This is a genomic window from Sphingomonas kyeonggiensis (assembly GCF_014204495.1).
Classification (GTDB): domain Bacteria; phylum Pseudomonadota; class Alphaproteobacteria; order Sphingomonadales; family Sphingomonadaceae; genus Sphingomonas; species Sphingomonas kyeonggiensis_A.
Map to the genome: position 1 here is coordinate 1,342,940 of NZ_JACHLN010000001.1, position 24,482 is coordinate 1,367,421.

Here is a 24,482-nt window from a genome sequence, read left to right on the forward strand (position 1 = left end):
AGAGCCGGGGAGCGGAAATGGCTGAGTGCCTAAGTCTTCAATTCAGCGCCCGGCGCCGGTCCAGGCTGCGGCCGAACGCGACGAACAGGTAGATCGCCGCCGGCACCAGCACGATGCTCAGCACCACCTTGCTCAGCATCTGGCCGACCAGCAGCTCGCCGATCGGGAACACGCCGTAGAAGGCGACGGTGATGAAGATCAGCGTGTCGGCGATCTGGCTCAGCACCGATGCGATCGCGGCGCGCAGCCAGAGCAGCTTGCCGCCGCCGCTCTTGAGCGCGGAGAAGATGGTGACGTTGAGGATCTGCGAGATGCCATAGGCGATGATGCCGCCCAGCCAGATGCGCGGAGTGCCGCTCATCATCATCTCGAAGGCGTGCAGCCGGTCGGGCTCCATGCTCGGCGAGGCGGGGAGTGCCAGCACCAGCATCGAGAGCAGTACGGAAGTGACCAGCGGGACGAAGCCGATCAGCACGAGGCGACGGGCGGTATCCGGCCCGTGCAGCTCGGCGACGGCGCTCGAGACCGAGACGAGCAGCAGGAAGGCGAAGATGCCGGCTTCCACCGCGAGCGGGCCGACGCCCACCCAGTTGCCGATCTGCGAGATCGGACCGAGCGAGACCTGCTTGTTGCCCAGCACGCCGGCAATGCAGACCATGCCGCCATAGAAGATCGACAGGAAGAAGAGCGAACGCGGGATGCGAATGGTGTCCATGGGCGGACGCTAGCGAGAAATGCCCGCGCCGCAAGCCCCGGGGCCTTGCCTTGGTGGGGAAGCGCAAGGCCCGGCTGATCGGCCCCGGGCTTTCAATGTAGGGAATGTTCCTGCACTGTTCCCGGGTTGCGGCCCTTCGGGGCCGCGCCGCTCTTTGAACCGTCGATACGCCGACATTCGCTGCGAAGTTCCGGCGCCGAATCAATGCCCTGGCTATGGGCTGAGGTCATGGTCCGCCAACTTCCGCGCGCGCTGGCGTCTGGATGCAACCATCGACTCCGCGGGATTCTGGCCGCTTTCCGTCGGTTTCCATATCGTTTGGCGCGGCCCCGCGGGGGCCTCCCCCCGCAACCTGTGCCAATTTCGGCGTATGGATGTGTCCGCTTCTGCGGGGAATGGAGCGGCTGGGCTCTGGCCATGCCGCCACGAGCGTGTATGGTTGGAGGCTTGGGCGTTCGCCTGGGGGAATAAGCAGTTGAATCAGTTTCCGATCGGCATCTTCGGCGTGGTCGCGATCCTCGGGATCGCTTTCCTGTTCTCGTCGAACAAGCGCGCGATCAATCTGCGCGTGGTCGGCGCGGCCTTCGTCCTCCAGGCGGGCATCGCGGCGCTGGTGCTGCGGACCAGCTGGGGCCAGGCGGCGCTGCACGGCCTGTCGAACGGCGTCTCGGCGCTGCTCGGCTATGCCGGCGCCGGCACCAGCTTCCTGTTCGGCCCGCTCGCCAAGCCCGAGCTGGGCGGCCAGAGCTTCGCGATCGCCGCACTGCCGGTGATCATCTTCTTCGCGGCTCTGGTGTCGATCCTCTACCATCTGGGCGTGATGCAGTTCGTCGTCCGCTGGATCGGCGGCGCGATCGAGAAGGTGGTCGGTACCACCAAGGTCGAGTCCCTGTGCGCCGCCGCGAACATCTTCGTCGGCCAGAGCGAATCGCCGCTGGTGATCCGCCCCTATCTGGCGCGGCTCACCCCGTCGCAGCTGTTCGCGGTGATGAGCGTCGGCATGGCGGGCGTCGCCGGCACGATCCTGGCCGCCTATGCCAGCCTGCTTGGGCCGGCCTCGCTGCCCTATCTGCTCGCCGCGTCGTTCATGGCGGCCCCGGGCGGCCTGCTGATGGCCAAGATCATCATGCCCGACGAGCCGGTGAAGGCGGGCGAGCTTCCGCTCGGCGACGATGCCGAGGACGCGGCGATCAAGGTCGCCGAGCATGACATCGAGGAAGAGCGCGCCGCCAACATCATCATGGCCGCCGCCTCGGGTGCCTCGACCGGCGTGAAGATCGCCGTCGCGGTCGGTGCGATGGTGCTGGCCTTTGTCGCGCTGGTCGCGCTGGCCAATGGCCTGCTCGCCGGCGCCGGCAACTGGATCTACGACCTGACCGGCCATGCCGCCTGGGCGGGCTTCCTCCAGAATCTCAGCTTCCAGAAGATCATCGGCACGATCTTCGCTCCGGTCATGTACCTGCTCGGCATCTCCTGGCACGAGGCGACCGCGGCGGGTGGCCTGTTCGGCACCAAGGTGGTGCTCAACGAGTTCGTCGCTTTTATCGACCTGGGTGGGATGACCGATCTGGCGCCGCGCACCCGCGCGATCATCACCTTCGCACTGTGCGGCTTCGCCAATTTCAGCTCGATCGCGATCCAGATGGCCGCCACCGGCAGCCTGGCGCCCAACCAGCGGCCGATGATCGCCAAGCTCGGCATCCGCGCGCTGCTCGCGGGCAGCCTCGCCAATCTGATGAGCGCGGCGCTGGCGGGCCTGCTGCTGCCCTGATCCCTTGCGGGGTGCCGGCGTTAACCTTTTGGATACCGGCACCTCGTAAAATTACGTATATTCGCAGGCACAACGCTGCGCCGGGGGCGCGCTGTACCTGCCAAGAACAACCGACATCGGATGGAGAGCGGGTCGCGCGCCATCGAACGTACGCGCCGTGGATGCTCCGCGGCCTGGCGTCGGATGTGCGCTCTCCAGCACCTCAGTATCTGGAGTAAAGCGTGACCAATTTCATTGCCACCGGTCCGGATGCCCGTCCGCTCCGCATCCTGCGGCGACCGCCGCCCACACCCGGCGAGGAGGCGCTGGCGCGGGTTCGGGACTGCCTGGCACTGGCCTTTGAACCCGCCACCGCCGCCGGTCCGCATGCCCCGCGGCATTTACCACGCCTCGTTGCGACCACGAAACGTTCCAGACATCTGACGGAAGCATATTCTCCGCGGGTCACAACAATCACGCCGTCGGAGGCCGACATCCGCACCGAAATCTCCTTCCAGCCCGAAGTGCCGACCATGGACCGCAGAACCGACGACCGTTCGAAAATCTCGGTCTATCGATCGGCGATGCTGCGATGGGATGGCTATGAGGCGCTGTGCCTGATCCGCAACATCTCGCCGGGTGGGCTGATGGGCAAGCTCCACACCAGCCTGCCGCCCGACGAGCCGGTGACGGTGGAAATCCGGTCGGGAAACCATATCGCGGGCCGCGTCGCCTGGTCGGCTGACGGCATGGTCGGCGTGCAGTTCGACGAGAAGATCGACGTGCTCGAGGTGCTGCATGCGCCGGTGCACGGCGAGTCAGGCCTCGTCCAGCGCATGCCGCGGCTGCACATCGCGTGCCCGGTGAGCCTGGTGGCCGAGGGCATGCGGGTGAGCGTCACCCTGATCGACGTGTCGCAGGGCGGAGTGAAGGTGGAAGCCGATTTCCTGCGCGAGGGCGACGAAGTCGTCGTCGGCGTGCATGGGCTTGAGGGCCGCCGCGGCATCGTGCGCTGGGCGCATGACGGTCGCGCGGGGATCGCCTTCCTTGCGGCGATCCCGTTCGACACGCTCGCCAAATGGGCACTCGACCGCCAGGCCGAGCTGGCGGAAGCCGGCGGCGCCTAGCGCGTCGGCACCGGCTCCGCGCCCGAATAGTCATAGAAGCCGCGCCTGGTCTTGCGGCCATACCAGCCGGCTTCGACGTACTTCACCAGCAGCGGCGCCGGGCGGAACTTGGGATCGCCGGTGCCCTCGAACAGCACGCGGGTGATCTCGAGGCAGGTGTCGAGGCCGATGAAGTCGGCCAGGGTGAACGGCCCCATCGGATGGTTGAGGCCGAGCTGGCAAGCGGCGTCGATATCGGGGATCGTGGCCACGCCTTCGCCCAGCGCGAAGCACGCCTCGTTGAGCATCGGCATCAGCACGCGATTGACGATGAAGCCCGGCGCGTCGTTCGCATGGACGATGCGCTTGCCGAGCGACTGGCCGAACTTCTCGACTGCGGCGACGGTGGCGTCCGAGGTGGCGAGGCCGCGGATCAGCTCGATCAGGCCCATCACCGGCACCGGATTGAAGAAGTGCACGCCCATGAAGCGCGCCGGATCGGGCGATGCCTGGGCGAGGCGGGTGATCGGGATCGACGAGGTGTTGCTCGCCAGGATCGCGTCGGCGCCGAGCACCTTGCCCACCGCCTCGAAGATCTGGCGCTTGATCGCTTCCCGCTCGGTCGCCGCCTCGATCACCAGGTCGCAGGGGGCGAAGGCATCGGTGCCACCGACACAGGTTATGTTCGCCAGCGCCGCCTCGGCATCGGCGGCGCTGATCTTTTCCTTCTCGACCGCGCGGGCAAGCTGCTTGGCGATTCCGGCCTTGCCCGCTTCGGCGCGCGCCTGATCGACGTCCGAGAGCAGCACGGCATAGCCCGCCTGGGCCGAAACCTGCGCGATGCCCGCGCCCATCTGCCCTGCACCGATAACGCCAACCGTCTTCATGCCGTCTCTCCTTTGGGCCGCTCCTATCGATTCGGAGTCGAATCGGCTAGGCTTGGCGCATGCTGCTGCTCGCTCTCCTTCTTGCCGCCCCGGCCCCGCAAGACGATCCCGAAAAGCTCTATGGCGACTGGGTGGTGGCCTGCGACAATCTGCATGGCTGCGAGATGACTTCGCTCCAGCCGGGCGACCAGCCGGTGCCCGAGGACGATTCGGCCTGGGACGCGAGCATGTCGGTCACTCGCGCTGCCGGCCCGGCCGGCGGTTTCACTGTCGAGGTCTGGGCCTCCGGCAAGCTGGGCGGCAAGGTCACGCTCAAGATCGACGATGCCGCGCTCGCCACTGCGCTCGCCAAGGATGAGAGCGTGACCTTCACCGGCGCCGACGCGGCCCGGATCGCCGCCGCCATGCCCAATGGCAAGGCACTGGTGGTGATGGGCGCAGACGGCAAGGTTGCCGCGCGCATCTCGCTTGCCGGCTCCGCTGCCTCCCTGCGGCATATCGATGCCAATCAGGGCCGAGCCGGCACCGTGACCGCAGTGGTGGCCAGGGGCGCCAAGCCGGCCGGCATCGTGCCTGCTGCCCCGGTGGCCGAGCGGGTCGTGGGGATTCGCCCTGCGGGCACGCCGGCCGTCGTGACCAAGGCGATGCGCGCAGGCATGGAAAAGCAGAGCGAGTGCGGCGGGCTCTATGACGGCGCTGACAGCGTGCCCGAGGTCGAGACCTTCGCGCTGGGCGGCGGCAAGACGCTGGCGCTGCTGCCCTGCGGCGCGGGGGCCTATAATTTCAGCAGCATTGCCTTCATCGTCGCGAGCGGCAAGGCGGTGCGCGCCGTGTTCGACGGCAGCGACGGCATGCTGGTCAATGCCGGCTTCGGCAACGGCCGCCTCTCCAGCTACAACAAGGGGCGCGGCGTCGGGGATTGCGGCAATGCCGAAGTCTATGTGTGGGATGGACGGCGCTTCCGGCTGATCGAGGCACGCTCGATGGGCGAGTGCCGCGGCTCGACCAATTGGCTGATCACCTACCGTGCGACGGCGGTCTTCCGCTGAAAGTTGCGGGCGCGTCCCACTGGCCCTATGGGGCCGGGATGACCAACGCCCCCGACCCCGCACTGCTTGCCAAGGCCGAAACGCTCACCGAGGCGCTGCCCTATCTGCAGCGCTATGCCGGCGCGACTTTCGTCGTGAAATATGGCGGCCACGCGATGGGTGATCCGGAGCTGCAGCGCGACTTTGCCGAGGACGTGGTGTTGCTCAAGGCGGTGGGTATCAACCCGATCGTCGTCCATGGCGGCGGCCCGCAGATCGGCGCCATGCTCAAGCGCCTCGGTGTCGAATCGAACTTTGTCGGCGGCCTGCGCGTCACCGATGCCGAGACCGCGCGCATCGCGGAGATGGTCCTTGCCGGCTCGATCAACAAGGAAATCGTCAGCTGGATCGGCGCCGCGGGCGGCCGCGCCGTCGGCATCTCGGGCAAGGATGCCGGCCTGGTCACTGCCGAGAAGGTCACCGGCCGCGAGGCCGATCCGCTCCAGGGCATCGAGCGCCATGTCGACCTGGGTTTTGTCGGCGAGCCGACCGGCGTCAATCCGGCGATCCTGCATTCGCTGGCGGCGCAGGGCTTCATCCCGGTGGTCGCGCCGATCGCGCTGGGCGCGGACGGTCACACCTACAACATCAATGCCGACACGATGGCCGGCGCGATCGCCAGCGCCTGCGGTGCGTCGCGCTTCTTCCTGCTGACCGATGTCGCCGGCGTGCTCGACAAGCAGGGCGAACTGCTGACCGATCTCGATCCGGCACGCGTCGATGCGCTCAAGGCCGATGGCACGATCAAGGGCGGGATGATCCCGAAGGTCGAAACCTGCGTCAACGCGGTGAGGTCGGGCGTCGACGCGGCGGTGATCCTGGACGGGCGCATTCCGCACGCGATGCTGCTCGAGATCTTCACCCGCCAGGGCGCGGGAACGCTGGTCCACGCCTGATCCGGCAAGCGCCGGGGTTGTTGCGGGGCGCGGCCTTGCCTAAGTTCCCGCCCAACCATTCTCGGAGATCGCCTTGTCCTTTCTCATCATGCTCCTGCAGGTCGCGCAGTATCTGCTGTGGGTGCTCAGCTGGATCATCATCGTCCAGGCGATCCTGTCCTGGCTGATCGTGTTCAACGTGATCAACACCTACAACGACTTCGTCCGCTCGGTGTGGCAGACGCTCGAGGCGATCACCCGGCCGATCTATCGGCCGATCCGGCGGATCATGCCCGATTTCGGCGCGCTCGACCTGAGCCCGCTGGTCGCCCTGCTGCTGATCATCATCCTCAAGGACTATGTGCTGAACTGGGCGATCGCCCAGCTCGCTCCGGCCGTCTACTGATCGGCCGGTGCCGGCCTGGCGGCGCATCGCGGACGGGATCGAGATCGCGGTCCGCGTGACGCCGCGCGCCTCGCGCGACGCTTTCCTTGCCGGCACCGAGGAGCATTTCGCCGCGCGGCTTGCCGCGCCACCGGTGGAGGGCGCGGCCAATGCCGCGCTGGCGCCGCTGGTCGCCAAGGCGTTCGGCGTGGCCAGGCGGAACGTGACGCTGATCGCGGGCGATACCGCGCGGCTCAAGCGGCTTCGTGTCGAAGGCGATCCCAGGGCGCTGGAAGAAGTGGCGCAACGTCTCTATGGCGGGGCGCATGACGGCTGACATCATCGACGGCAAGGCGTTCGCCGCGGGACTTCGCGCCCGCGTGGCCGAACTGGTTCCCGCATTCCAGGCGGCGGCAGGGCGCGTGCCCGGCCTGGCCGTGGTGCTGGTCGGCGAGGATCCGGCGAGCGCGGTCTATGTCCGCTCCAAGGGCAAGCAGACCCGCGAATGCGGCATGGAGAGCTTCGAGCACAAGCTGCCCGCCGAGACGACGCAGGAAGCACTGATCGCGCTGGTCGATCAGCTCAATGCCGATCCGGCGGTGGACGGCATCCTCGTCCAGCTGCCGCTGCCGAAGCATATCGACGAGCAGGCGGTGCTGCTGCGGATCAACCCGGACAAGGACGTGGACGGCTTCCACCCGGTCAATGCCGGGCGCCTGGCGACGGGCCTGCATGGCTTCGTGCCCTGCACGCCGCTCGGCTGCCTGATGCTGCTCGAGGACCGGCTGGGCGACCTGACCGGCCTCGACGCGGTGGTGATCGGTCGCTCGAACATCGTCGGCAAGCCGATGGCGGCGCTGCTGACCCGGGCAAGCGCGACGGTGACGATCGTCCATTCGCGGACGCGCAACCTGCCGCACTATCTCAAGCACGCCGATATCGTCGTGGCGGCGGTCGGCCGGGCGCACTTCGTCAAGGGCGAGTGGCTGAAGCCGGGCGCGACCGTGATCGACGTAGGTATCAACCGCACCGATGCGGGCCTGGTCGGCGATGTCGATTTCGACAGCGCGGCGAGCGTGGCGGGCGCGATCACGCCGGTGCCGGGCGGCGTCGGTCCGATGACCATCGCCTGCCTGCTGCGCAACACGCTGGTGGCGGCGCACCGCAATGCCGGCGTGGCGCTCGAGAAGGGCGTGATCTGATGCTCCTTGCCGCGCTGGTCCTGCAGGCGGCGGCGCCGCAGAGCGCGGTGGATGCCGAGCGCGCCTTCAACGCGGCGGCACAGGCCAGGGGCCAATGGACGGCGTTCCGGGAATTCGCCGCCCCCGATGCGGCGATGTATGTGCCGCAACGGGTGAACGCGCGGGAATGGCTCGGGGATCGCAAGGATCCGCCCAAGTCGGTCGAATGGTGGCCGATCGCGAGCTATGTGTCGTGCGACGGCAAGCTTGCCGTGAACACCGGCGGATCGAAATGGCCCGACGGATCATCCGGTTATTTCACCACGCTCTGGATGCGGCAGCCCGACGGCTCGTGGAAATGGACGCTCGATTATGGTGCGCGGCTCGATGTGCCGAGGGCGCGAGTCGAGCAACCAGCGGTACGCAAGGCCGAATGCGCGAAATTGCCGCCGCGTTTTCCGCGTGCAACTCTGCCCCCCGGACAATCCCGTGCTAACCTTTTCGACTTTGACGATACGCTGACGGTGATGCCGATGCGCTTGCCGGATGGCTCCCGGAGGTTCCAGGTGTTCCTGTGGAATGGTACGGAGCATGTCCCTGTCATCGATGATGTGATCGCGGCGCCTTCCAAATGATCGAACTCTTCATCTCCACCTTCATCACCTTCTTCGTGGTGATCGATCCGCCGGGCTGCGCGCCGATCTTCGCGGGGCTGACCGCGGGTACCAGCGTGGCGCATCGCCGCGCCATGGCGCTGCGCGCGGTGGTGGTCGCGGCGATCATCCTGTTCGGCTTCGCGCTGTTCGGCGAGGCGCTGCTGCGCGCGCTGGGCATCAGCCTGAACGCCTTCAAGATCGCTGGTGGCATCATGCTGTTCCTGATCGCGCTCGAGATGGTGTTCGAGAAGCGTACCGAGCGACGCGAGGACCGGGCCGAGAAGATCAAGGCCGAGGAACCGACCGACATCTCGATCTTCCCGATGGCGATGCCGATGATCGCGGGGCCGGGTTCGATCGCCTCGACCATGCTGCTGATGTCGCAGAACAACGGCATCGAACGCACCGCCGTGGTGCTGGCGGCTATGGCGGCGATTCTGGTGCTCACCCTGCTTGCGCTGCTGGCCGCTGGCCCGTTGATGCGTGTGGTCGGCGCCAAGATCGAGGCGGTGGTGTCGCGGCTGCTCGGCGTGCTGCTCGGCGCGCTGGCGGTGCAGTTCGTGATCGACGGGATCAGCGCCGCGCTGGTCGCCGGGCGGGCGGTCACGGGGCACTAGGTTCGTCATCCCGGCCTTGAGCCGGGGTCCCGCTTCTTCTTTGGCAGCCAACACACCGTCACCCCGGCTCCAGGCCGGGGTGACGGTGTCGGTTAGCGAGCAGCGGCCTTCGCCGGTGCATCCGGCAAGTCGTAGCGGATCTTCCACAGCTGGAAGGGCAGTGGCGTGCCCGGACGGACTTCGCGCAGCGTCACCGGTTCGAGCCAGTTCGGCACCTGGCCCTTGATCAGCTGCGAATAGAAGCCGTTGGGGCCGCGGGCGCGGTAGAGCGTCGTTTCGGACATGTTCGGGCAGATCAGCAGATACTGCGCGCCATGCGCCTTGGCGATCGGGCGGAAGTTCGGCGTCGGCCAGGTGAAGGCGTGGTGGACGTCAAGGATCGCGCGGCCGTTGCGGTGATAGGGTCCGGCGATCGCGCTGTGGTGCGTGGTGACGATCAGGCGCGGCCCGAGATCGACATGGGTGAAGATCGTCGCGGCCGGGATGTCGTTGAGCATGCGCAGGTTGCTCAGCCGGGCGCAGGCGGCATTGGCGGCGACGATCTTGTCCGGTGCGGCAGGCTTGCCTGGCTTCGCGCCCTTGTCGGCCGAGAAGAAGGGCACGACCAGCCCGGCCCAGAGGCCCGACAGCAGCAGGAAGGCGAGGACGGTGCCGAACACCCGGATCAGCACGCCGAGGATGCGCGCGGGCACTGCGCCGATCCAACGGGCGAAGGGCTCGCGGATGCCGAGGAACCAGGGCACGATCACCACGAGCAGCGCGACCGAGCCGGGCACGGCGAGCAGCTGCGCGGCCGGGGCGGCGCGGACCTGCCAGAGCAGCATCGCGCTGGCGAAGGCCGTGAACAGTGCAACCGCCGCCCAGCCGACCAGCGCCTCGCTGCGGCGTGCGCGCCAGGTGGCGAACAGCGCGCCGATCACGCCGATCACCGGCAGCACCGCCATCGGGAAGGCGGTCTTGAAGGCATGCTTGTAGATCGGCCGCGCCTCGCGGACATTGTTGAGCCAGGTATTGGCCAGCTCGTCCGAAACCTGTTCGGGCCGGCCCAGGCATTGCGGGAAGAGCAGGGCGAAGCCTGCGACGATCGCTGCGCCGGCGGCCGCGGCAAGGGCGAGGCGGACCCAGCGATTGGCCGGGTTGAGCAGCGACAGCCCGAACAGCAGCGCGCCGGCGGCGATCATGACGGTGAGCCAGACCGGGGTGAGCGCGTCGCAGCGCAGCACCTGGTTGGCGTTGGAAGCGAAGACCGCGAAGCCAAAGGCCGAACCGCCGCCGAGCGTCAGCGCATAGACCTGCATGCGGCGGACATCTGCGCGGTCCCAGATCCAGCGCAGCGCGATGATCGCGCCGGCCATCGCGCAATAGGGCAGCATCTCGAGCCCTATGGTGAGCGAGGCGGCGCTGGCCAGGCCGACCGTGGCGCCGCCGCGCGCGCGCTTCGGATCGGCGAGGCCCGCGACGGTGAGCGCGAGGAAGGCGAGCTGCCAGCCATGATGGTCGATCCGCATCGGTGCATACATCGACATGGTCGAGGTGCAGCCCATCAGCACGACCAGCGCCACCGGCCAGGCCCAGGGCGCGATCAGCCGGCGCACCGCGAGCGACAGCCCGGCCATTGCCACCGACAGGGGGAGCAACGGCGCGAGTCCGCACGCCCAGCGCTCTGCCGTCGCGATGCCGACGAACGGCTTGAAGGCGAGGATCAGCCCGGCGAGCGGCAGATCGACAAGTCGCGACCAGTGGATGTCGGCCCCGCCCAGCGCCGGATCGAGGCGATACTGGCGAAGGTCGTACCAGCCCTGGCCGGCCAGCCAGGCGCGGACCTGCATCAGCCGCATATTGTCGTCGGTGTCGCCGAGCAGCAGCCAATAGATGTTGCCCTGGCGATCGTGGAGGAACCAGGCGACGACGCAGAGCCAGAAGAGCGCCATCCAGCGCAGCCAGTTGCGGTCCAATTCTCGATCGAGGCGGAACCCGCCCAGTACGTCCGGCTTCAAAATCGCTTCCCTCGCATTGATGCAGGCATTAGGGCCGGCGCTCGGCACTGGGCAAGCGATAGTGACAGCAGTACTCAAGCGATTTGAAGAGATGTGGGCGAATGGCGTGCTGGGGCAGCTCGTCCGCTTCGGCATTGTCGGACTGGCATCGACCTTCGTCTATGCCCTGGTCTACTGGCCGCTCGCCACCTACGCGATCCCGCCGGTGCTCGCCTCGATCGCGGGTTTCCTGGTCGCGGTCGTGTTCGGCTATGTCTTCCACAGCCGCTGGAGCTTCAAGGGGCACGAGGCCGAAGGCGGCGTCGGCACCCAGTCCAAATTCGTCGCGGTCCAGTCGGTCGGCATGGCGATGAACGCTACCTTCACCTGGATCTGCACCGGCCCGCTGCATCAGCCGACCTGGGTTCCGCTGCTGCCCGTGGTCTTCGTGACCCCTGTCGTTACCTTCGCGCTCAACCGTTATCTGGTGTTCAAATAAGATGGACCGCATCGTCTACGAGCGCATGGCCGCGCATGACACCACCCATTGGTGGTACCGCGCCCGCCGCGAGATTCTTTCCGACTACCTGACGCGCTACGGCGCGCTTCCCGACGGCGCGCGCATCCTCGAGATCGGCTGCGGCACCGGCCACAACCTGCCGATGCTCGCCCAGTTCGGCGAGATCGACGCGATCGAGATCGACGAGACCGCCGCCGCCAAGGCGAGCGAGCGGCTGGGCAAGCAGGTCGGCTCCTCGCCGCTGCCCGAGCTGACCGGCGTGGCCGATGGCAGCTACGACCTGGTCGCGGTGCTCGACGTGGTCGAGCATGTCGAGGACGATGTCGCGGCGCTCAAGGCGATCGCGCGCGTGCTCAAGCCCGGCGGCAAGATCCTGATCACCGTGCCGGCGCACCAGTGGATGTGGAGCGCACACGACGTGGTGAACCACCACAAGCGCCGCTATTCCAAGGGCACGCTGATCGCTTCGCTGCAAAAGGCCGGGCTGGGCTGGCGCAAGCTGCGCTGGTTCAACTCGCTGCTGTTCCCGGTGGCGGTGGCCGCGCGCTTCGTCGGCAAGCTGACGGGCAAGGACGACAGCGACGATTCGCCGCCGCCCAAGCCGCTCAACGCCGCGTTCGAGGCAGTGTTCGGGTTGGAGCGTCACCTGCTCGGCCGGCTGCCGATGCCGCCGGGCCTGTCGATCATCGTGCTGGCGGAGCCGAAGAAGTAACCGTCATCCCGGCTTTCGCCGGGGTGACGATCAGTCCGCCGGCCGCGGCGTCACCGGCGAGACGCTGACTTCGCCCGAATCGGCATAGCGATAGCCGAGCGAGGCATGGCCCATCACCGGGCCGGCGACGTCGGCGACGATGTAGAGCGGGCGGCGCTTGGATTCGACATAGAGGCGGCCGAGATATTCGCCGATCATGCCGAGCACGAACATCTGCACCGCGCCCAGCACCACCACGACCAGCATCAGCGAGGTCCAGCCGGGGATCGCCGCGCCCATCAGCCAGCCGGCGACGATATAGAGCACCAGCAGCGCGGACAGGCCCGTGAGGATCAGGCCGACATGGCTGGCGAAGCGGAGCGGCGCAGTCGAGAAGCCGGTGATCGCGTCGAGGGCAAAGCGGATCATCTTGCCGAGCGGGTATTTGGTCTCGCCGGCATGGCGCTCGTGCCGGTCATAGGGGAAGGGCACCTGCTTGAAGCCCACCCAGGCGACCATGCCGCGGATGAAGCGCGCCTGTTCGGGCAGCGACAGGAAGGCATCGAGCGCGCGCCGCGTCATCAGGCGGAAGTCGCCGGTGTCGAGCGGGATCGGCGTGTCGGTGATCTTGTCGAGCATGCGATAGAAGAAGGCGGCGGTGATCTTCTTGAAGATCGTCTCGCCGTCGCGCTTGCGGCGCACCGCATAGACCACGTCGGCACCCTGCGAGCGCATCGCGGCGCGCATGTCGGTCAGCAGTTCGGGCGGATCCTGGAGATCGGCGTCGATGATCAGGATCTCGTCGCCCGAGCACAGGTCGAGCCCGGCGGTGAGTGCGAGCTGGTGGCCGTGGTTGCGCGACAGGTTGATCGCGACGAGGCGGGGATCGCCGGCCGAGAGGCGCTGCATGACTTCCCAGCTCTTGTCGCGCGAACCGTCGTTGATCAGCACGATCTCGTAATCGTCGCCCACCGCTGCCCTTGCCGCGCCGGAGACGCGGCTGTGCAGCATCTCGAGGCACTGCTCTTCATTGTAGCAGGGGATGACGACGGAGAGCTTGGGACGCTTTTGCATGACCGGACGCTCTAACGCTGCGACGGGCCGACGTCGAGCGGCCCGTTGCATACGGTTGTGGACGCGGAAGTTGGCGTAGGTCGCTCGAGTCGCACTTCCGCGGTGCTGCGAAACGATATCGTTCGCGAGATTGGCGGGGTCACGCGAGCAGACGCTTCCTGCCGTGAAAGGTTGCACGGCTCCGCCGCGCATGCCGGGAAACCCGCGCATTTCCGGGCGCTGGTGCAGTGCTGCGCTTGGGATCCACTGAGTCAAAGAGCGGCCCTGAGGCTGCAAGAACATTAGCGGAACAAGGCCGTGTAGGACAGGCCTTTCGCCCGGTGGCCTCGTTACGGGGTTGACGCTTCCCGCACCCGCGCCTAACCAAACCGCAATTGAGAGTCACTTGCATTAGCAGAAAGGTTTCAGGGCATGCGCGGGGTTTTGGGGGTGGGGATCAGTCTTTGGGCTCTGGCGGTCGCGTTGCCCGCCAATGCGCAGGACAAGAAGGATGACGCGCAGCAGGATTCGACGATCACCGTCACCGCCACCCGCATCCCGGCCGACGTCAAGGAAGTCCCCGCCACGGTCACCGTGATCGACGAACGGCGGATGGCCGACGAACTGACCACCGACATCAAGGACCTGGTCCGCTACGAGCCGGGCATCAGCGTGCCGCGCGGCCCGACCCGCTTCGGCGCGGCGCAGGGCACCACCGGCCGCGCGGGCAATGAAGGCTTCGTCATCCGCGGCATCGGCGGCAACCGCGTGCTGATCCAGGTGGACGGCGTGCGCGTGCCTGACGGCTTCGCCTTTGGCGCGCAATCGACCGGGCGCGGCGACTATGTCGACCTGGGCCTGGTCAAGTCGGTCGAGATCCTGCGCGGCCCGGCCTCGGCGCTGTACGGCAGCGACGGCTTGGCCGGCGCGGTGAGCTTCACCACCAGCGACCCTGCGGACTTCCTGAAGGACGGCAAGAAGGTCGGCGGGCTGGCGCGCGCCGCCTACAGCTCGGCGGATGACGAATTCTCCGAAACCGGCGTGATCGCCGGCCGCTTCGGCGACCTGTCCGCGATGGTCGCCTATACCCGCCGCGACTATCATGAGCTCGACAACAAGGGCACGACCGGCGGCATCGGCACCGCCCGCACCGAGCCCAATCCGCAGGACGGCCATTCCAATGCCGCGCTCGGCCGGCTTGTCTACGAGCCCGACGCGCATAACCGCTTCCGGATCACCGGCGAATATGTCGACAGCCGGCTTGCCACCAATGTGCTGACCGGGCTGACGCCGCTGCCGGCCACCGGCACTACCATTGACCTGCTGCAGGCGCGCGACACCAGCAAGCGCGGCCGCATCGCCGGCGACTGGACCTGGAACGGCGAGGGCACGCTCGAGTTCGCCCGGCTGAGTGGCTATTGGCAGAACAGCAAGGATCGCCAGTTCACCGACGAGGACCGCAGCCCGGTCGCCGATCGCGAGCGGCTCAACACCTTCGAGAACCGCGTCTATGGCGCCTCGGGCGAAGTGCGCTTCGGCTTTGGCTCGGAAGAAGGGCTGCGCGCCAAGCTGACGCTGGCGGGTGACATCAGCTGGACCAACCAGAAGGGCCTGCGCGACGGCGTGACCCCGCCGGCGGGCGAGACCTTCCCGACCCGCGCCTTCCCCGAGACCGACTATATGCTGGCGGGCCTCGTCGCCGCTGCGGAAGTCAGCTTCGGGCCGCTGACGCTCTATCCCGCTCTGCGCTTCGATGCGTACAAGCTGACGCCCGAGAAGGATCCGCTGCTGCCGACCTTCGTCGCATCGGGCCAGGACGGATCGCGCGTCTCGCCCAAGGTGGGCGCGGTCGTGAAGCTGACCGAAGGCGTGCGGCTGTTCGCCAACTATGCCCAGGGCTTCAAGGCGCCCGAGCCGAGCCAGGTGAACAACTTCTTCGCCAATCCGCCGGTCGGCTACACCAGCATCTCGAACCCGAACCTGAAGCCCGAGACCAGCGAGAGCTTCGAAGGCGGCCTGCGCTATTTCAACGATTTCGTTTCGTTCGACCTGACCGGCTTCTATGCCCGCTATCACGACTTCATCGACCAGGTGGAGACGACCGGGCGCCCATTCCCGTCGCCGGCCAACCCGTGGATCTACCAGTGGCGGAACCTGGGCGGCGTGAAGATCCGCGGCTTCGAGGCGCGTACCGAAGTGCGCCCGGCGAAGGGCGTGACCGGTACGCTGGCGCTGTCCTACTCGCATGGCGACACGATCGGCACCAATGGCGCCAAGCTGCCGCTCCAGTCGATCGATCCGCTCAAGGTGGTGGGCGGCATCGGCTATGACGCGGCCGACCGGCGCTTCGGCGGGCGGCTGATGGCCACCTATGGCGGGCAGAAGGAGATCGCCCGGACGCGCGGATCGAGTTGCTATACCGGCACGGTCCCGGGCTGCTTCACCGGCACCGACTTCGTCACCTTCGACGTCACCGCCTATGTTCGTGTCACCGACGCGGTGACGGTGCGCGGCGGCGTGTTCAACCTGACCGACCGCAAATACTGGCTGTGGCAGGACATTCGCGGCCTCGCCGCGAGCTCCGCGGTGCGCGACGCCTATACCCAGCCGGGCCGCAACGGCTCGGTCTCGATCAGCTATCGTTTCTAACCGCTTCTGAGGACCAAGATCATGAAGCTGCTGCTCCCGATTGCCCTTTCGCTGCTCGCGCCGATGCCGGCGCTCGCCCAGACCACGGCTTCCGCGCCGGTGGCCAAGTCCGCCTTCGAGGCGGACCGGGCCGACATCCTGGCGATGGCCGGCACCTACAAGGTGAAGTTCGACATGCAGGAGAGCACCTCCTGGCGCACCGACTATACCCCGATCCCGGTGAAGGTGTCGGGCGGCAACGAAGTCGTCCGGGTGATCGAGGACAGCGGCAAGACCATCCGCCTCCAGCACCTGCTTGTCGTCGACATGGGCGAGGGCAAGAAGATGGTGATCAAGCATTGGCGCCAGGACTGGCAGTATGAGCCGGCGAAGGTGCTGGTCTATTCGGACCGCGATGCGTGGACCTGGACCGAGGTGCCCGCCGCCGAGCGCAAGGGCGCCTGGTCGCAGACCGTCTACCAGGTGGATGACTCGCCGCGTTATGGCGGCTGGGGCAAGTGGACCGATATCGGCGGAGTGCGGCGCTGGGAATCGAACCGCAGCTGGCGGCCGCTCGCCCGGCGCGATGCGGTGCGCGGGCCGGTCTATGACCGCTATCTGGGCGTCAACCGCCATGCCGTCTCGCCGGCCGGCTGGATCCACTGGCAGGACAATCTGAAGATGGACGGGGCCACCACGCCGGTCGTCCAGGAATATGTCCTCAACAGCTATACCCGGTTCGGCGACTTCGACGTGAAGGCGGCGGACGATTACTGGGCGGCGACCAAGGGCTATTGGGCTGCAATCCGCGGTGAATGGGATCGGATCGCCGCGACGAAAAAGGGCATCCGCATCACCGAGGAAGCCGATCACGGCACGGTGATCGCCGGGCGCGTGCTCGAGATCGCCGACGAGATCCAGCAGGGCAAGACCAGCGAGGCCGACGGCATCAAGACCGCCAAGGCGCTGATGGACCAGGCGACCAGGGCCGCCAACTAGAGTTCCCCCTCGGGAAAAGGCCCGCTTTCCTTGGTCGGAGCGGGTCGGGGGTGCGCACGGTTCCCAAGCCCTTGCGCACCCCCTTTTTTATCCGCGTTACAGCGCGGCGATCATGAAGGTCAGCAATTCCTCGTAGCGCAGGCTGTAGCGCTCCCCGCCCGGCACGAAGGGCCGGAGGATGTTGTTGTCGTCATCCAGAAGCTCCGGCTGTTCCTCCCACATGTCGTGGCAGAACAGGCCATAGGTGTGGGCGTCCAGGCCTTCCTGGGCAAAGGCGTCCCGCACTTCCTGCGCGATGACGCCGAAATGCCACCGGGCATCGTCGCCCTTGCCCGCGACGGCATCCCTGAACTTGTAGGCGCGGACCAGGGCCTTGCAGCGGATGGCGGCCGCGCGTTCCGCCGCGTCGAGATCGCGGATCTGCTCCTTGGCATTGGCGTCGGACGTGGAGATCGTGCCGCTGGCGGCATAGACGGTCGACCAGCGCAGCGGCCCGGAGCCATTGGTGGTCACATTGTCGGCACCGGGCTCGATCGCGTTGTTGCCGCCGCGGCCGACGAATAGCAGCGTCACGCCATGGCCGCCCAGGGCGATGCCGCCGGCCGCATTGTCGTTGGTGAGATAGTGATCGCTGGTGGCCGAGGTCTGGAAATAGCCGACCCGGGTGCCGTTCGTCCTTTCGAAACGAAGCTGGACGACATCCGATCGGAAGTTCGCCGCGATGTTCGATGCCGCGACGATGCTGGCGGACTGGATATTGATGCAGGGATCGCTCGGTGTCGGGTTGATGCCGAAGCCGATGCGGCCCGAGCGGATGCAGACCACGCCGGACAACGTACCATTGATATCGCCCTCGACGTCGATCAGCGTGCCCGAAGCGTTGGCACCGAAATAGGTGCCGAGCTTTCCGCCGGTGGCGATGCGGGATGCGATCAGGGTGGCGCGGCCGCGCTCGACATGGACCTGCCGGGCGGCGCCGGCGACGACCTGGCACCCTGCCATAAGCAGGTTCTTCGTCGTGTCGGCGCCGTTGTAGTAGAGGTTGTACTGGCCGGGATTGGCTTCGAAGTGCGAGCCGAAATAGTTGATGTTGCCGGCATCGTCATGCTCGGTGACCTTGATCCCGTCGCTGTCGGTTCCGAGCTGGTTGTTGCCTTCGATCTCGGAATTGAAGAAATTGACGATGCCGTTCGGATTGGCATGCGAATAGCCGCCGCGATCATTGTTGATCGCGCGAAGTCCGAAAAAGCCCAGGCTGTTGGGGGCGAAACTTGCGGTCTCGCTCAGGTGAAAGCCGAAGCCGCTGTCGCGAAGCGTCAGGCCGTAAAAGTCGCTGATCAGGCCGCCGGTGGTTTTCAGGGCATAGTCATAGCTCGAGATCAGGCCGTCCTGGACATAGACATCGGCGGTGTCGTTGACGGCGATGCCGACCGAGTTGGTCGTCGTGCTGCGGTCCGGGCCGGTGAGATTGAGGTTATGGAGCCGGAGGTTCAGCCGATACTCCGGAGCCGGGTCGCTCAGGTCGCCCAGCTTCAGCGCCGGCCCATCCTGCGTGGACGTAATCTTGACGTTGCCGGCGTCCAGCGCGGCGGGGCCGCCGAGGTCGCCCTTGATGACGATCGGTGTGGTGATCGTGGTCGGAGTGGTGGGGAAGGAAGGCAGGGACATCGCGATCTCCTTTGGTTGCGAATCGATGTTCCCATTATGTTCTTGTTCGGAATCCTACATTGCAAGCGCCGGAATCGAGGGCGCGGGGCCGGCGGATGACGCGGCAATGGGCTTGACCAATGTAATAGTACAACATAACAGTGATTTTTGCGCTGCGGCATGTGCGGCGGCGCGCTATGGTCGTGTTGGCGATATGAGCTTGCGGTATCAGCGGAGCGCCTGGGCGCGTGGCGGAGATCGGCTTGCCGGCCTGCGCGCGCTCTGGGCGGCGATGCTGCTGCTTACGCTGCTCGCCTTTGGCTGGCAGAGCTTCGCCACCCAGACCCACCGGCATTTCGGGCAGGCTGGCGTCTCGCTTGGGCTGTCCGTCCAGCAGCTGGGCGGAACCCGGGTCGAGAAGGGTGGGCAGGCGCCGGCCGATACGCCGGACAATTGCCCGATCTGCCAGGAAATCGCGCATGGCGGCGCCTATCTGCTGCCCGCGCCGATCGCCTTCCAGCCACCGGCGGCGCTTGCCGCCTGGTTTGCCGTCACCCTGCTGCTCGCGCTGGCGCTGCGCCAGCAATCGCACGCCTGGCGCAGCCGCGCGCCGCCCCTCCGCTCCAAGGCCTGAACCCACATAGTCGCGAAGGGCAGGTCGTGCCCTCGCACCCCGCCGGACCGCTGCTGCGCGCCCGGCGCCAAGGTCCTTGGAGTTTGTCTACATGCGTTATCTCTTCCTGCTGGGCGCGGCTTCCGCTGCCCTGATCCCGTCCATCGCTTCCGCACAGGACGCGCCGGCGGCCCCCGCCAAGCCCGACAGCAACACGATCGTTGTCACCGGTTCGCCGCTCGGCTCGCAGACGCCGACGATCGTCGCCACCGTCGATCGCGACACGATCGTCCAGACCGGCGGCGGCAATATCGCCGATGCGCTCAGCCAGGTGCCCGGCATCGCCGGCACCGGCTTTGCCTCGGGCGCCAGCCGGCCGATCATCCGCGGCATGGACGCGACGCGTGTGCGCATGCTCGAGGATGGCAGCAGCGCGTCCGACGTCTCCGATATCGGCCCCGATCACGGCGTGCCGATCGATCCGCTCTCGGCCCAGCGCATCGAGGTGGTGCGCGGTGCCGCGACCTTGCGCTATGGCAGCCAGGCGATCGGCGGCGTGGTCAATGTGCTCAACAACCGCGTGCCGACCGAGCTGCCGACCCGCGACCTGTCGGGCGAGCTGAGCGGCAGCTACGCGACCAATGCCGATACCTGGCAGACCGCCGGGCTGGTCGATGCCAAGGCGGGCGACCTCGCGCTCCATGCCGACGGCTTCTACCGCCATGCCGGCGATTATGAGACGCCGCTCGGTACGCAGGAGAACAGCTTTGTGCGCGGCTGGGGCGGGTCGCTCGGCGGCTCGGTATTCTTCGGGCCGGACAAGGGTAGCCATATCGGCGCCGCGGTGATCCATTACGACAGCGAGTACGGCATCCCGGCCGACACCGCCTGGATCGACATGCGCCAGACCAAGGTGATCGGCCGCTCCTCGTTCGAGCTGGGCGACGGGCTGCTCAAGTCGCTCGATGTCGATGCCAGCTATGGCGATTACCAGCACCAGGAGAAGAACCCGGACGGCTCGGTCAACACCACCTTCAAGAACAAGGAGTTCGACAGCCGTGCCGAGCTGCTGCTCGGCCAGATCGGCTTCCTCTCCAAGACCGCGATCGGCATCCAGGTGGGGCATCGCGACTTCTCGGCGATCGGCGAGGACAGCTCGTACCTGTCGCCGGCGACCTCGCAGAGCGAAGCGGCTTACCTGTTCACCGAGGTGCCCATCGGCAGCGCGCTGCATATCCAGGCGAGCGGGCGGGTGGAAACGGTGCATATCGAGGGCACGCCGGCATCGGACGTGTTCACCAAGCGCGACTATACGCCGCTGAGCGGGGCGATCGGCGCATTGCTCGACGTGACCCCGGCGGTGAAGCTGGGCGTGACCTTCTCGAGCACCGGCCGCGCGCCGGCGCTGACCGAGCTGTTCGCGCGCGGCGGGCATGACGGGCCGCAGACCTTCGAGACCGGAGATCCGTCGCTCAAGATAGAGCGGGCCAATTCGCTCGAAGGCACGATCCGGGTGAACTCCGGGCCGTTCCGCTTCGAAGGCAGCGTCTATGGCACCTGGTTCCACAATTACATCTATGGCGACCTGACCGGGCGGACCTGCGACGATGACGGCGCGTGCGTGGTCGGCGACGGCGAGGAGTTGAAGGAGCTCAACTACGGCCAGCAGGGCGCGCATTTCTGGGGGCTGGAAGGCGACCTGCGCTACCAGTTGTTCAAGACCCAGGCGGGCGGACTCGAGGCGCATGTGCTGGGCGACTATACCCGCGCCAAGCTCGACGACGGCAACAACGTTCCGCGCATCCCGCCCTACCGGATCGGTGGCGGGCTCAACTGGAAGAGCGACCGGTTCGATGCCGGCTTCCTGTGGATGCATGTCGGCGAGCAGGACAAGTTCGGCGTCTTCGACACTCCGACCGATGGCTACAACAACCTCAGCGCCAATCTGGTGGTGCGGCCGTTCAAGAGCCAGCCGGGGATCGAGCTGGCGATCGTCGGCCAGAACCTGACCAACGACGTGATCCGCAACGCATCGGCCTTCAACAAGGAAGATGTCGTGATGCCCGGGCGGACCGTCCGCTTCGTGCTGCGCGTCGCCACCTTCTGAGCCGCGATGCCGCCGCCGTGACGGCTTCGCGGCGGCGGCACGCTGTGGGAGAGACCCATGCGTTGCGTACAGCAGGACAGGGGCGTGTCGCTGCTCGACTGGTTCGAGCGGGCGGCGGCGAGTGCGTCGATCCTGTGCCTGATCCATTGCGCCGGGCTGCCACTCCTGCTGGCGGCGCTGCCGGCATTGTCGCGTGTGCTCGCGCTCCCCGAGAGCCTGCATCTGTGGCTGCTCGCCTTTGCGGTACCGGCTTCGGGATCGGCATTGTTCTTCGGCTTTCGCCAACATCGGGCGGTGTGGCCGGTCCTTGCCGGCACGATCGGCCTGGCCCTGCTGGCCGTCGGCGCGCTGCTGCTGGAGGGCGGGCGATACGAGACGCTGGCGACGATTGCCGGGAGCATCAGCCTGGTCGCCGCGCATGTCGGCAACTGGCGGCGGCGCCACGGCGGGCGGCCGCATGGCGGGTAGGAAGCGCGGCGCCGGCTTCCTGCACGAGCGGGTGCTACGGCTTCTTGAGCTACGCTACCCGCGGCCGCTCACCGGGCTCGAGCTGGTCGAGATGCTGCTCGACACGGGCGAGGTGGTGCCGCCGAGCCAGGTCTATCGTGCGCTCAAGCGGCTGATCGACGCGGGCGAGGCGTGCAAGGTGCTGGTCGCGGGCGGCTATGTGCCGGCCGGTCCGGTGCCGGCGATGTTGTTCTGGTGCCGCGGCTGCGGAGCGGTGCACGCGGTGGCGTGTCCCGAACTGTTCGCGCGGCTGGAGGCGGGGGCGACTGCCGCGGGGATGCGCGACGTGCGCAGCGTGGTCGAGGTGCCCGGGCTCTGCGGCAGGTGCGCGGGGCGCAACCCGGCCTAGGCCCGCTCGGCCGAGCTCACCACGTCCGCCGCGCGCAGCGCCGCGAGCAGGCGCATCAGGTGGGCGGCGTTGCGCACTTCCAGGTCCATCGTGTTGGTGTGGAAGGTGGTGTCGCGATTATCCATGCGCAGGCCGAGGATGTTCGCCTTTTGCTGGCCGATCAGCGTGGCGACCGCGCCGAGCGCGCCGGGCTCGTTCTTCAGCGTGATCTCGATCTGGGCGATGCCGCCCTCGGCCTTGTCGCCCCAGGTGAGGTCGACCCAATCCTCCTCGATCGTGTCGGCCAGGCTCGGGCAATCGATTCGGTGGACCTCGATCGGCTCACCCGGACGGCGGATGCCGACGATGCGGTCGCCGGGCACCGGGCGGCAATCGGGCGAGAAGTGGAAGGCCACGCCGGGCGTCAGCCCCTTGATCTCGATCGCGTGCTGCTGCGGCGGCAGGTCATGCTCGTCCTCGCCCTCGGTCGAGCCGGGCATGAGGGCTTCCATCACCTGGAAATCGGTGAACTGGCGACGCGCGATCGCTTCCATCAGCGTCGCCTCGTCCTGCACCTTGAGGCGCTTGAGCGCGTCGGGGATCGCGCTTTCGCCCGGGGGCGTCGGCAGGCGCTCGACGATCTCGTCATAGAGCTTGCGGCCGAGCGCGATCGTCTCCTCGCGTTCCTTCAGCCGGATATGGCGGCGGATCGCCGCGCGCGCCTTGCCGGTGATCGCGAAGTTGAGCCAGTTGGCCTGGGGCTCCTGCGCCTTGGACCGCAGGATCTGGACCTGGTCGCCCTGCTCGATCTCGGTGCGCAGCGGCACGACGCGGCCATTGATCTTGGCGCCCACAGCCTGGTCACCCAGGTTCGAGTGCACCGCATAGGCGAAGTCGATCGGCGTCGCGCCCTTGGGCAGCTGGATCAGCTCGCCCTTCGGCGTGAAGGCGAAGATCCGGTCCTGGTACATCGCCATCCGGGTATGCTCGAGCAGCTCCTCGGGGCTGTCGGCATGTTCCAGGATCTCGATAAGGTCCTTGATCCAGCTGACCTGGGTGTCCGGCCGGACATTGCTGGTCTTGTAGGCCCAGTGGGCGGCGAGGCCGTACTCGGCCTGGGCGTGCATGTCGCGCGTGCGGATCTGGATCTCGATGCGCGTGTCGCCGGCATGCATGATCGTGGTATGGAGCGAGCGATAGCCGTTGCGCTTCGGCGTGGAGATGTAATCCTTGAACCGGCCCGGCACCATCGGCCAGCGGCGGTGGATCACGCCGAGCGCGCGATAGCATTCCTCTTCGGTATCGACGATCGCGCGGAATGCCATGATGTCCGAAAGCTGCTCGAGCGACACGTGCCGCTCCGACATCTTCTTCCAGATCGAATAGGGGTGCTTCTCGCGGCCGGTGATCTCGGCGTCGATGCCGCCGCGCGAGAGGAGCAGTTTCAGGCCCGAGGAGATCTTGGCGATCCGGTCCTCGCCTTCGACCTTCAGGCTGTCGAGCCGCTTCGAGATCGATTCATAGGCTTCGGGCTCGATTTCCCGGAAGGCGAGCGTCTGCATCTCCTTCATGAACTCGTACATGCCGATCCGCTCGGCGAGCGGCGCGTAGATCTCCATCGTCTCGCGGGCGATGCGCTTGCGCTTGTCCGGGTTCTTGATGTGGACCAGCGTGCGCATGTTGTGCAGCCGGTCGGCCAGCTTGACCAGCAGCACGCGGACATCGTCCGACATGGCGAGCAGGAATTTCCGCAGGTTCTCGGCGGCGCGCTCGCTCTCGGTCTGCGCTTCGATCTTGGAGAGCTTGGTGACGCCGTCGACCATGCGCGCGACATTGTCGCCGAACAGGCGCTGGATGTCCTCGGGCGTGGCGACCGTGTCTTCCACCGTGTCGTGCAGGATCGCCGTGACGATCGTCTCGTCATCGAGGTGCAGGTCGGTGAGGATGCCGGCCACTTCGATCGGGTGGCTGAAATAGGGGTCGCCCGAGGCGCGCTTCTGGGTGCCGTGCGCGTTCACCGAGAAGACATAGGCCCGGTTGAGCATGGCTTCATCGGCATCGGGGTCGTAGCTGAGGACCCGGTCTACAAGTTCATATTGACGCAGCACGATATCTAAATGGGGCGCGGCGCTGCTGCTTTGCAATGAAATTGA

The 24,482-nt window shown here is 67.0% G+C and carries 23 protein-coding genes; 17 read left to right on the forward strand and 6 right to left on the reverse strand.

Annotation, left to right across the window (positions count from 1 at the left end; all coding sequences use genetic code 11):
• Window positions 1-37: 37 nt before the first annotated feature.
• The gene (locus HNP52_RS06620) at window positions 38-715 is read right to left on the reverse strand and encodes a queuosine precursor transporter (protein WP_184164132.1); all 678 of its coding nucleotides are present in this window, start codon (window positions 713-715) and stop codon (window positions 38-40) included.
• A gap of 475 nt (window positions 716-1,190) precedes the next feature.
• Between HNP52_RS06620 and HNP52_RS06625 the strand changes: the two genes are divergently transcribed.
• Window positions 1,191-2,486 (forward strand): NupC/NupG family nucleoside CNT transporter, encoded by a 1,296-nt coding sequence (locus HNP52_RS06625; protein WP_184164135.1) that lies wholly within the window; start codon window positions 1,191-1,193, stop codon window positions 2,484-2,486.
• A gap of 512 nt (window positions 2,487-2,998) precedes the next feature.
• A complete protein-coding gene (locus HNP52_RS06630) occupies window positions 2,999-3,592 on the forward strand; it encodes a PilZ domain-containing protein (protein WP_184164137.1) in 594 nt (197 codons plus the stop codon).
• Here HNP52_RS06630 and HNP52_RS06635 read toward each other — a convergent pair.
• Window positions 3,589-4,458: a 3-hydroxyacyl-CoA dehydrogenase NAD-binding domain-containing protein gene (locus HNP52_RS06635; protein WP_184164140.1), complete on the reverse strand. Its 870-nt coding sequence runs from the start codon at window positions 4,456-4,458 to the stop codon at window positions 3,589-3,591. The two genes, HNP52_RS06630 and HNP52_RS06635, sit on opposite strands and share 4 nt — an antisense overlap.
• A 59-nt stretch (window positions 4,459-4,517) precedes the next feature.
• Between HNP52_RS06635 and HNP52_RS06640 the strand changes: the two genes are divergently transcribed.
• From HNP52_RS06640 to HNP52_RS06670, 7 genes are all read left to right on the forward strand, one after another.
• A complete protein-coding gene (locus HNP52_RS06640; protein ID WP_184164143.1) occupies window positions 4,518-5,507 on the forward strand; it encodes a DUF1176 domain-containing protein in 990 nt (329 codons plus the stop codon).
• A 38-nt stretch (window positions 5,508-5,545) separates the two neighbouring features.
• The gene (gene argB, locus HNP52_RS06645) at window positions 5,546-6,442 is read left to right on the forward strand and encodes an acetylglutamate kinase (protein ID WP_184164146.1); all 897 of its coding nucleotides are present in this window, start codon (window positions 5,546-5,548) and stop codon (window positions 6,440-6,442) included.
• An 88-nt stretch (window positions 6,443-6,530) separates the two neighbouring features.
• Window positions 6,531-6,827, forward strand: coding sequence for a YggT family protein (locus HNP52_RS06650; protein ID WP_184165130.1), 297 nt, complete (start codon window positions 6,531-6,533; stop codon window positions 6,825-6,827).
• Between the two features lie 7 nt (window positions 6,828-6,834).
• Window positions 6,835-7,143 carry a DUF167 family protein gene (locus tag HNP52_RS06655; protein ID WP_184164149.1) on the forward strand — a complete coding sequence of 103 codons (309 nt, stop codon included), beginning with the start codon at window positions 6,835-6,837 and terminating at the stop codon, window positions 7,141-7,143.
• The gene (gene folD, locus HNP52_RS06660) at window positions 7,133-8,008 is read left to right on the forward strand and encodes a bifunctional methylenetetrahydrofolate dehydrogenase/methenyltetrahydrofolate cyclohydrolase FolD (RefSeq protein WP_184164152.1); all 876 of its coding nucleotides are present in this window, start codon (window positions 7,133-7,135) and stop codon (window positions 8,006-8,008) included. The genes HNP52_RS06655 and folD overlap by 11 nt, the downstream gene beginning before the upstream one ends.
• Window positions 8,008-8,622, forward strand: a complete 615-nt coding sequence (locus tag HNP52_RS06665; protein WP_184164156.1) for a hypothetical protein — start codon at window positions 8,008-8,010, stop codon at window positions 8,620-8,622. Before folD ends, HNP52_RS06665 begins: the two co-directional genes overlap by 1 nt.
• Window positions 8,619-9,260 carry a MarC family protein gene (locus tag HNP52_RS06670; protein ID WP_184164160.1) on the forward strand — a complete coding sequence of 214 codons (642 nt, stop codon included), beginning with the start codon at window positions 8,619-8,621 and terminating at the stop codon, window positions 9,258-9,260. Before HNP52_RS06665 ends, HNP52_RS06670 begins: the two co-directional genes overlap by 4 nt.
• A 92-nt stretch (window positions 9,261-9,352) precedes the next feature.
• Here HNP52_RS06670 and HNP52_RS06675 read toward each other — a convergent pair whose 3' ends face one another.
• On the reverse strand, window positions 9,353-11,191 hold the full coding sequence (locus HNP52_RS06675; RefSeq protein ID WP_184165133.1) for an AcrB/AcrD/AcrF family protein: 1,839 nt from the start codon (window positions 11,189-11,191) through the stop codon (window positions 9,353-9,355).
• A gap of 127 nt (window positions 11,192-11,318) precedes the next feature.
• Between HNP52_RS06675 and HNP52_RS06680 the strand changes: the two genes are divergently transcribed.
• On the forward strand, window positions 11,319-11,735 hold the full coding sequence (locus HNP52_RS06680) for a GtrA family protein (protein ID WP_311768414.1): 417 nt from the start codon (window positions 11,319-11,321) through the stop codon (window positions 11,733-11,735).
• Between the two features lies 1 nt (window position 11,736).
• Window positions 11,737-12,468 (forward strand): bifunctional 2-polyprenyl-6-hydroxyphenol methylase/3-demethylubiquinol 3-O-methyltransferase UbiG, encoded by a 732-nt coding sequence (locus HNP52_RS06685; RefSeq protein ID WP_184164162.1) that lies wholly within the window; start codon window positions 11,737-11,739, stop codon window positions 12,466-12,468.
• A gap of 30 nt (window positions 12,469-12,498) precedes the next feature.
• On the opposite strand, the gene HNP52_RS06690 is transcribed toward HNP52_RS06685, so the two are convergent.
• Complete coding sequence (locus HNP52_RS06690) at window positions 12,499-13,521, reverse strand: glycosyltransferase family 2 protein (RefSeq protein ID WP_184164165.1); 1,023 nt, start codon at window positions 13,519-13,521, stop codon at window positions 12,499-12,501.
• Window positions 13,522-13,950: 429 nt separating this feature from the next.
• Here HNP52_RS06690 and HNP52_RS06695 point away from each other — a divergent pair, with 429 nt between their 5' ends.
• The gene (locus tag HNP52_RS06695) at window positions 13,951-16,149 is read left to right on the forward strand and encodes a TonB-dependent hemoglobin/transferrin/lactoferrin family receptor (protein WP_311768415.1); all 2,199 of its coding nucleotides are present in this window, start codon (window positions 13,951-13,953) and stop codon (window positions 16,147-16,149) included.
• 21 nt (window positions 16,150-16,170) lie between these two features.
• Window positions 16,171-17,127 (forward strand): DUF6607 family protein, encoded by a 957-nt coding sequence (locus HNP52_RS06700; RefSeq protein ID WP_184164171.1) that lies wholly within the window; start codon window positions 16,171-16,173, stop codon window positions 17,125-17,127.
• Window positions 17,128-17,223: 96 nt separating this feature from the next.
• On the opposite strand, the gene HNP52_RS06705 is transcribed toward HNP52_RS06700, so the two are convergent.
• Window positions 17,224-18,795 (reverse strand): tail fiber domain-containing protein, encoded by a 1,572-nt coding sequence (locus HNP52_RS06705; protein ID WP_184164174.1) that lies wholly within the window; start codon window positions 18,793-18,795, stop codon window positions 17,224-17,226.
• 193 nt (window positions 18,796-18,988) lie between these two features.
• Here HNP52_RS06705 and HNP52_RS06710 point away from each other — a divergent pair, with 193 nt between their 5' ends.
• The 4 genes from HNP52_RS06710 (at window position 18,989) to HNP52_RS06725 (ending at window position 22,350) form a co-directional block, all read left to right on the forward strand.
• Window positions 18,989-19,408, forward strand: coding sequence for a DUF2946 family protein (locus HNP52_RS06710; protein ID WP_184164177.1), 420 nt, complete (start codon window positions 18,989-18,991; stop codon window positions 19,406-19,408).
• A gap of 91 nt (window positions 19,409-19,499) precedes the next feature.
• On the forward strand, window positions 19,500-21,494 hold the full coding sequence (locus HNP52_RS06715; RefSeq protein WP_184164178.1) for a TonB-dependent receptor domain-containing protein: 1,995 nt from the start codon (window positions 19,500-19,502) through the stop codon (window positions 21,492-21,494).
• Window positions 21,495-21,551: 57 nt separating this feature from the next.
• Window positions 21,552-21,962: a MerC domain-containing protein gene (locus HNP52_RS06720; protein ID WP_184164181.1), complete on the forward strand. Its 411-nt coding sequence runs from the start codon at window positions 21,552-21,554 to the stop codon at window positions 21,960-21,962.
• Complete coding sequence (locus tag HNP52_RS06725) at window positions 21,913-22,350, forward strand: Fur family transcriptional regulator (protein WP_184164184.1); 438 nt, start codon at window positions 21,913-21,915, stop codon at window positions 22,348-22,350. The genes HNP52_RS06720 and HNP52_RS06725 overlap by 50 nt, the downstream gene beginning before the upstream one ends.
• Here the strand turns inward: HNP52_RS06725 and HNP52_RS06730 are convergent.
• Window positions 22,347-24,437, reverse strand: coding sequence for a bifunctional (p)ppGpp synthetase/guanosine-3',5'-bis(diphosphate) 3'-pyrophosphohydrolase (locus tag HNP52_RS06730; RefSeq protein WP_184164187.1), 2,091 nt, complete (start codon window positions 24,435-24,437; stop codon window positions 22,347-22,349). The genes HNP52_RS06725 and HNP52_RS06730 overlap by 4 nt on opposite strands.
• Window positions 24,438-24,482 lie beyond the last annotated feature (45 nt).

Bases quoted from the DNA above. Each gene is read 5' to 3' on its own strand.
- HNP52_RS06620 (WP_184164132.1), bottom strand. From the start codon at position 715: ATGGACACCATTCGCATCCCGCGTTCGCTCTTCTTCCTGTCGATCTTC.
- HNP52_RS06630 (WP_184164137.1), top strand. From the start codon at position 2,999: ATGGACCGCAGAACCGACGACCGTTCGAAAATCTCGGTCTATCGATCG.
- HNP52_RS06635 (WP_184164140.1), bottom strand. From the start codon at position 4,458: ATGAAGACGGTTGGCGTTATCGGTGCAGGGCAGATGGGCGCGGGCATC.
- HNP52_RS06640 (WP_184164143.1), top strand. From the start codon at position 4,518: ATGCTGCTGCTCGCTCTCCTTCTTGCCGCCCCGGCCCCGCAAGACGAT.
- argB (WP_184164146.1), top strand. From the start codon at position 5,546: ATGACCAACGCCCCCGACCCCGCACTGCTTGCCAAGGCCGAAACGCTC.
- HNP52_RS06650 (WP_184165130.1), top strand. From the start codon at position 6,531: ATGCTCCTGCAGGTCGCGCAGTATCTGCTGTGGGTGCTCAGCTGGATC.
- folD (WP_184164152.1), top strand. From the start codon at position 7,133: ATGACGGCTGACATCATCGACGGCAAGGCGTTCGCCGCGGGACTTCGC.
- HNP52_RS06665 (WP_184164156.1), top strand. From the start codon at position 8,008: ATGCTCCTTGCCGCGCTGGTCCTGCAGGCGGCGGCGCCGCAGAGCGCG.
- HNP52_RS06670 (WP_184164160.1), top strand. From the start codon at position 8,619: ATGATCGAACTCTTCATCTCCACCTTCATCACCTTCTTCGTGGTGATC.
- HNP52_RS06675 (WP_184165133.1), bottom strand. From the start codon at position 11,191: ATGGCGCTCTTCTGGCTCTGCGTCGTCGCCTGGTTCCTCCACGATCGC.
- HNP52_RS06685 (WP_184164162.1), top strand. From the start codon at position 11,737: ATGGACCGCATCGTCTACGAGCGCATGGCCGCGCATGACACCACCCAT.
- HNP52_RS06690 (WP_184164165.1), bottom strand. From the start codon at position 13,521: ATGCAAAAGCGTCCCAAGCTCTCCGTCGTCATCCCCTGCTACAATGAA.
- HNP52_RS06700 (WP_184164171.1), top strand. From the start codon at position 16,171: ATGAAGCTGCTGCTCCCGATTGCCCTTTCGCTGCTCGCGCCGATGCCG.
- HNP52_RS06705 (WP_184164174.1), bottom strand. From the start codon at position 18,795: ATGTCCCTGCCTTCCTTCCCCACCACTCCGACCACGATCACCACACCG.
- HNP52_RS06710 (WP_184164177.1), top strand. From the start codon at position 18,989: ATGAGCTTGCGGTATCAGCGGAGCGCCTGGGCGCGTGGCGGAGATCGG.
- HNP52_RS06715 (WP_184164178.1), top strand. From the start codon at position 19,500: ATGCGTTATCTCTTCCTGCTGGGCGCGGCTTCCGCTGCCCTGATCCCG.
- HNP52_RS06720 (WP_184164181.1), top strand. From the start codon at position 21,552: ATGCGTTGCGTACAGCAGGACAGGGGCGTGTCGCTGCTCGACTGGTTC.
- HNP52_RS06725 (WP_184164184.1), top strand. From the start codon at position 21,913: ATGTCGGCAACTGGCGGCGGCGCCACGGCGGGCGGCCGCATGGCGGGT.